The organism is Actinomadura sp. KC345, from assembly GCF_004348515.1.
In the GTDB taxonomy this organism is placed as follows: Bacteria; Actinomycetota; Actinomycetes; order Streptosporangiales; family Streptosporangiaceae; genus Spirillospora.
Map to the genome: position 1 here is coordinate 1 of NZ_SMKH01000393.1, position 5,893 is coordinate 5,893.

Annotated in this window: 5 protein-coding genes; 4 read left to right on the forward strand and 1 reads right to left on the reverse strand. The window is 68.6% G+C overall.

Translation table 11 applies throughout. The annotated features are described in order from the left end of the window. The first annotated feature begins 399 nt into the window (after positions 1–399). The 4 genes from E1281_RS36300 (at position 400) to E1281_RS36315 (ending at position 4,348) form a co-directional block, all read left to right on the forward strand. Entirely contained in the window at positions 400–741 is a 342-nt protein-coding gene (locus tag E1281_RS36300) for a hypothetical protein (protein ID WP_131884232.1), read from the forward strand. Between the two features lie 81 nt (positions 742–822). Next, a complete protein-coding gene (locus tag E1281_RS36305) occupies positions 823–1,383 on the forward strand; it encodes a hypothetical protein (protein WP_131884233.1) in 561 nt (186 codons plus the stop codon). Further along, positions 1,380–3,101 carry a DUF692 family multinuclear iron-containing protein gene (locus tag E1281_RS36310; protein WP_131884234.1) on the forward strand — a complete coding sequence of 574 codons (1,722 nt, stop codon included), beginning with the start codon at positions 1,380–1,382 and terminating at the stop codon, positions 3,099–3,101. The genes E1281_RS36305 and E1281_RS36310 overlap by 4 nt, the downstream gene beginning before the upstream one ends. Then, entirely contained in the window at positions 3,098–4,348 is a 1,251-nt protein-coding gene (locus E1281_RS36315; RefSeq protein ID WP_131884235.1) for a ferritin-like protein, read from the forward strand. Before E1281_RS36310 ends, E1281_RS36315 begins: the two co-directional genes overlap by 4 nt. Before the next feature lie 387 nt (positions 4,349–4,735). Here E1281_RS36315 and E1281_RS36320 read toward each other — a convergent pair whose 3' ends face one another. Then, the gene (locus E1281_RS36320; RefSeq protein ID WP_131884236.1) at positions 4,736–5,749 is read right to left on the reverse strand and encodes a cholesterol oxidase substrate-binding domain-containing protein; all 1,014 of its coding nucleotides are present in this window, start codon (positions 5,747–5,749) and stop codon (positions 4,736–4,738) included. Between the last annotated feature and the right edge of the window lie 144 nt (positions 5,750–5,893).

Genomic DNA, 5,893 nt, shown 5'->3' on the forward strand with positions numbered 1-5,893 from the left:
GATGCCCCTCACCGCCCCCACTACCGGACAAGGTCTGGATCAACCCGCCACCCGAAGCACTCCAGAACGACAACGAGACACAAACCGCTCAAGTGGCCTGACGTCTCATCAGGTTTGACAGGTTCCGAGCGCCAGAGCACACGGTGATGGCACAGGCGTGCCCTCTTGCCCGGCCACAGCATCTTCCATCGCCGCTGCCCGGAGCGGGATACCGGTCGAGAGGCGAGCGGTCCGTTCGGTAATTGTTCCGGGCGGTTCACGCCTCTTGGTCCGCTGGCCGGCAGGGCAACTCATCATCTCTTGACGATAACCCCTTCATTGCTGTGAGTAACTGTTCGGCTGCGTAGTGTCGGGGAATTTTGCTGGATGACCCGACCCAAGAAACGCGAGGGACAGAAGATGCTTCTGCCACGGATGGCCGCCGTCGCGGGCGCCGCCGTCGCGGGCGCCGTCGTCGTGACCGCGATGACGGCGCCCGCCCACGCCGCGCCCGCTCCCACCTACGCCTACACCTGCGACCGGACCTTCACCGGGAACAAGCACCGGGGGATGGGCTGGCTGAACTGCGCCGCCCCGCCGGAGGCACCCCGCAGCGGTCCGATCGACGGCACCTTCCTGATCCAGTCGAGGGAAGGCTCCGGCCCCAAGCTGAAGTGCACGAAACGGCCGCCGGACTACTTCCCGGCCGGGCACGCGAACCTGCCCGAAAGCGTCACCGGGACCTACTGCAAGCCCCTCTGAACCCGCGCCACAGCGCGGACCCGCGCCACAGCGCGGGTCCGCGCCCCGACGACTCATGACGGCACGATGGAAGGCAGGCCGATGACCCCATCGCAAGGCCAGGACGAGCGGATGGTCACCAAGGACACCGAATCGTTCATCCAGGGCGGCGAGCAAGGCGAGAAAGCCCGCGCGAAGGTGTGGGAGAAGCGTCCGCATCGCACCACGCCGGGGCGGGATCCCAAGGCCCGTGAGCTGCACGTGTGCATGGGGCTGAACTCCTGCGCCGGCCTCGGGCGCGACGGCACCGGCTGGATGGCCGGCACCGGCCAGTGCGCCACGGTCTTCCACGAGTGCCACGGCGCCAACGAGTGCCGAGGCCAGGGCGGCTGCGGCTACACCGGCCACGAGGCCGAGCAGGCCATCCCCGGCGCCCAGCACTGCCGCTACTCCGGCAGCTGCGCCAGCCCGATCAACATCAGCCGGGTGCACGCCGCCGGGCCCTTCCGGGGCACCAGCGTGTGGAAGCGCGCCCGCAAGGTGTTCGAGCAGCGCATGTACGAGGCGGGCGTCCCATTCGGCCCGTCGCCGGGCGAGGGGTACCCCGACGACCTGGTCCCCTCGTACGAGCCCGGCCGTGTCGAGGAGCTGAAGAGGCAGTGACGGCCGCTCCCTCTTGCACTGCGGGCGACCGGGACGCGGCGGCGGGCTCCCGGCTGGGGCTGGGGTTGGGGCTGCGATCCTCGCACCTGCCGCACGTGCTGTCGGCGTGGCCGCCGGTGGAGTGGTTCGAGATCATCTCCGAGAACTTCATGGACTCCGGCGGCTACCCGCGCCACGCCCTGGACCGGATCGCCGAGCGCTACCCGGTGGTGATGCACGGGGTGTCGATGTCGGTCGGCGGCACCGATCCTCTGGACATGGACTACCTGCACCGGCTGCGGCGCCTAGCCGGCTCGATCGGGGCGCGCTGGGTGTCGGACCACGTGTGCTTCACGGGCGTGGCCGGGGTGAACACCCACGAGCTGCTGCCGATCCCGTTCACCGAGCGGTCCCTGCGGCACCTGGCCCGGCGCGTCCGCGTCGTCCAGGACGTCCTGGAACGGCCCCTGGTGCTGGAGAACCCCAGCACCTACGCCGCCTTCGCCCACGCGACGATGCCCGAATGGGAGTTCCTGGCGCGCCTGTGCGAGGAGACCGGATGCCGTCTGCTGCTGGACGTCAACAACGTCTTCGTCTCCGCGACCAACCACGGCTTCGACCCCGAGGAGTACATCCGGGCACTGCCCCACGACCGGATCGCGCAGATCCACCTGGCGGGCTCCGCCGACAAGGGGACCCACCTGATCGACACCCATGACCGGCCCGTCGCCCCGCCGGTGTGGCACCTGTACCGGCTCGCCACCGCCCTCAGCGGCCCCGTTCCGACGCTGCTGGAGTGGGACGACCGCCTTCCCCCGTTCCCCGAGCTGCTCGCCGAACTCCACAAGGCCCGCCGATACCTCGGCACGCCCGCTTCCGACGTCGGCCGAAGCGACACAACGGCCCCGGCGTCCATCACGGCCGCCCGCCCCGCCGTCCCTGACCAGGCTCCATCGCTGGCGGCGGCCCAGCGCTGGCTGCGCGACGCCATCGTCGCCCCCGCCGGACCCGCCGGGGCGGCCGCCGCGATGCTGGCGGACGCACCGCCGCTCAGCGCCGAGCGGCGCCTGGACATCTACCGGCACGGCTACCGCGAACGGCTGCTGGAGACGATGCGCCACCAGTACCCGGCGCTGCGGGTCCTGCTCGGCGCGCAGCTGTTCGACGAGTTCGCCGCGGACTACCTGGACGCCCGTCCGTCCCGCGGCTACACCCTGGCGCGGCTGGGTGAGGGGTTCGCCGACCACCTCGACGCCTGCCGGCCCGACCGCGCGTCGGCACGCGAGCCGTGGATCGACATCATGATCGACCTGGTGCGGTACGAACACGCCTTCGCACAGGTCATCGACGGCCCCGGCCTGGAAGGCCGGGCAGGACCGCCGGTGCCGCCCGCCGGAACCCTGACGGCGACGGCCGCCCCCTGCCTGCGGCTGCTGCGGACCTGCGCGCCGGTGCACCACTACCACGCCGACGTCCGCCGGGACCTGCGCCCGGCGCCGCCCACGCCCGAACCGACATACCTGGTGCTGTTCCGGCGCGACTACCGCGTCATCACCACACCGCTCTCCGCCGACGCCTTCGCCCTGCTGGACGCCCTGACGCAAGGGGAGTCCCTCGAACGCGCGGCCGCCGCCGGCCCGATCGACCTCGGCCAGGCCCACCGCCACCTGCGCGACTGGGCCGCCCGCGGCTGGGTCGCACCGCCCGCATCCAGCGCCCTCAAGGAGACCACACCGTGAGCAACGACGCTCCTGCTTCCGACGGCGGCCAGAACCTGCCGACGATCCTGACCACCAATCCGGTGGACGCCACCAAGGGCGTCACCACCAAGGACGACCTGCGCAACCATCTGATCCAGGCCGCGGCCGTGGAGACCCAGACCATTCCCATGTACCTGTACGCCATGTACTCGATCGCCGGCCAGGGACACTCCCGCTGGGATCCCGGCATGGGAGCCCAGCGCCTGATCCGCAGCATCGTCATCGAGGAGATGCTCCATCTGTGCCTGGTGCGCAACATTTTGGTGGCGCTGGGCTTCGGCGACAAGGTGAAGTTCTACGACGAGGACTTCCTGCCCGACTACCCCGAGTACATGCTGCACCGCTACCCGCCGCTGCTGCTGCGGCTGAGCCGCTGCGACAGGGCACTCGTCCGAAAGGTCTTCATGGAGTTCGAACGCCCCCGCCCCGCAAAGGGCGAGGGCGCACCTGGCAAGGGTCAGTACTCCACCATCGGCGTTTTCTACAAGTCCATCTGCGCGGGCTTGAAAAAGCTCAACGACCAGTACGGCGAGGCCCTGTGGGCCAACAACCGCCCCGAACTGCAGTACACCGCCGCCTACTGGAACAAGGACGGCGGCGGGGACACCCTCCTGGTCGAGGACCTGAAGACCGCCGACCAGGCACTGAAGATGATCATCGATCAAGGGGAGGGGGCCGAGCAGGTCAACCCGTCGGTGCCGATCGACCCGCTCTACCCCAGGCCCGGCCTGGACGAGCTGCCGCACTACACCAAGTTCCAGCGCATCGCCGACGGGATCGAACCGATCGGCCCGACCTGGAAGGTCCCCACCGACCCCAAAGGCGCCCAGTACATCGACGACAAAGCGGCCACCAGCATCAACAAGCTGTTCAACGCGGCGTACTGCTACGTGCTCCACCTGATCGACGTCCTCTACACCACCCCCTCGACCGACGTCGTCCGGGGACAGCGCAGTAAGCGCTACGGATACGAGCGGCAGTTCGTCTCCGCCATGCAGGGGCTGCTGGCCAACATCGCCGAGATCATGGTGGACACCCCCTTCAAAACCGGCCCGCTGGCCGACCGCAAGCTCCAGATCGCCCCGACCTTCGAATACGTGCGACTGCCTTCCGAGGACAAGAAAAAGCACCTCATCAAGCTGTGCGACGAGGCCATTCCCCACTTCCCGCAACTGGGCGGCGACAACAGCGTCCGCTGGCTGCTGGACGAGATGCCCGACGTCTGACCGAAGCGGCCGGGCGGTGCGACCCACCATGCGGAACCAAGACCGCGAAGCACCGCCCCGGCCCAGGGCAGGCGCCAGGGAACGCCACGACATCCCGGTCGCTTCGGCTGTACTTTCAAGCCGCGAGCCGAGCTGTCCTAGGCCGGCAAGCGCCTACGTCACGGACCTGGCGACGATGTGGATTCTCTGCGCCTGCTCGCCCGGCGCGCCGCTGCTCCTCCAATCACAGGACTATGGCCGTTCTGGTGGCCCGCGCATGGCAGGGCCGGCCCCGGTCCCGGCCATGGCCGGTCTTGCCCAACGAGCAGCACGCCTATGACAACTCCTTCCAAGTACGCCTGCGCCGGATCGGAAGCATCCACGACCCGATGACGTGTTCGGCCGCTCTCATAGCCCCGCTTTTTCGACTGACCGAACCCGGGGCGCTCGCCTGCAGGTGGCGGGTATCGTCTCGGTGAGCATTGCCCGTGACGACCAGGCCCCACGCGGCCCATAGGCCCATCCCTTGGACCACTCAACCCGGATAAGGGCGAGAGGCGGCCGGAAAACACAGAACATGCGCCGTTCCAGTTCCGTGAAGAAGGTGGCATGGGCAAGGGAGCCGGGAAGGGTGGCCACGTTGATCCACAGCGCAGTGTCGAAGTTGGGGTTGTCAGGGTCGGGAGCGCACGCGGCCAGAGAAGGCGATGGGTCCAGGCCCGTCACCCTGAGCTCGACCGGGCCGTTCACCGGATAAAGGCCGCGCTCCTTGTAATCGTTGAGAAGCGACCGGTATATGTCGGCGAACCTGCTCGCAGCCTCGCCCAGATCCGCACGACGCGTCAGCACCGTCCATCCACCAAGGGAATAGCGCAGCATGGACGGCTTGGCATACAGCAGCACGTTTTTGGAAGGCCCGACCAGATCACCCGCCCCTGTCGCCGCAAGGCCCCAGGTGATGGCCGCGTGCTGCGCCTCGACGAGTTCGGGTGCCAGTTCCGGCCGACCCTTGACGATCCGTGCGGTCAGGTCCGCGACCGGACCAGGGATGTTGTCGGAGAACGGATAGTTGTAAGGCTGGACCGCCGGTCGCGAAAACGACTGCCCCCATGAGGGAGTCCAGGTTTTCACCCAGGTCCGATCGATGTAGGGAAACCAGAGGACCTCCACTCGTCCGGCCGCGTCGACCAGCTCTGCCAGGCCCCGACCGACGACCTCACGCGCGCGTGCCGAAACGTCGCTGACGCAGCGCAGCCACGTGTCCCGCTCGACGCAGAGGGTCACGTCCACCACGAAGGCTCGTCCAAGGTGGGCGAGGTGGGGGCGGAAGTCCGGGTCTCCTCGCTCAGCAGTGAACGGAACGTACCGCCCGGCATCCCGGTCCCATCCGATGGCCGTGAAGGAGCCGACCAGCGCTCCCATAGACCCATAGGACGGACCGGAACCTGTCAAACCGGATGAGACGTCAGGCCACGTGGGTGGTTTGTGGCTTGTTGTCGGTCTGGGGTTGGGGTGGCGGGTTGATCCAGACCTTGTCCGGTAGCGGGGGCGGTGAGGGGCGCCGGC

Coding starts and splice junctions, on each gene's coding strand:
- E1281_RS36300 (WP_131884232.1), top strand. CDS start 400: ATGCTTCTGCCACGGATGGCCGCCGTCGCGGGCGCCGCCGTCGCGGGC.
- E1281_RS36305 (WP_131884233.1), top strand. CDS start 823: ATGACCCCATCGCAAGGCCAGGACGAGCGGATGGTCACCAAGGACACC.
- E1281_RS36320 (WP_131884236.1), bottom strand. CDS start 5,749: ATGGGAGCGCTGGTCGGCTCCTTCACGGCCATCGGATGGGACCGGGAT.